Origin of the sequence: Pelomonas lactea, from assembly GCF_043555885.1 — a bacterium.
GTDB lineage: Bacteria > Pseudomonadota > Gammaproteobacteria > Burkholderiales > Burkholderiaceae_C > Pelomonas > Pelomonas lactea.
On record NZ_JBIGHX010000021.1, the window covers coordinates 1 to 531 of the forward strand.

Sequence of the window (531 nt, forward strand, 5' to 3'; positions counted from 1 at the left end):
CGCCCAGGTCGCCCGTGTCGCCTTCCAGGGCCAGCTTGGCCGAACCCTTGACGATGGGGGTGTCGTCGCCGGGGAAGTCGTACTTGGACAGGAGTTCGCGAACTTCCATTTCGACCAGCTCGAGCAGCTCGGCGTCGTCGACCATGTCGCACTTGTTCAGGAAGACGATGATGTACTTCACGCCGACCTGGCGAGCCAGCAGGATGTGCTCGCGGGTCTGGGGCATCGGGCCGTCAGCGGCCGAGCACACCAGGATGGCGCCGTCCATCTGGGCGGCACCGGTGATCATGTTCTTGACGTAGTCGGCGTGGCCGGGGCAGTCCACGTGCGCGTAGTGGCGGTTGGCGGTCTCGTACTCGACGTGCGCGGTGTTGATCGTGATGCCGCGGGCCTTTTCTTCGGGTGCTGCGTCGATCTGGTCGTAGGCCTTGGCCTCGCCACCGAACTTCTTGGACAGCACGGTCGCGATTGCAGCCGTCAGCGTGGTCTTGCCGTGGTCGACGTGACCGATCGTGCCCACGTTCACGTGCG

Annotated in this window: 1 protein-coding gene; it reads right to left on the reverse strand. The window is 65.0% G+C overall.

Going from position 1 to position 531, the window contains the following annotated elements; all coding sequences use genetic code 11:
* On the reverse strand, positions 1-531 hold a 531-nt coding region (locus ACG04Q_RS25545), incomplete at both ends, for a GTP-binding protein (protein ID WP_394514699.1).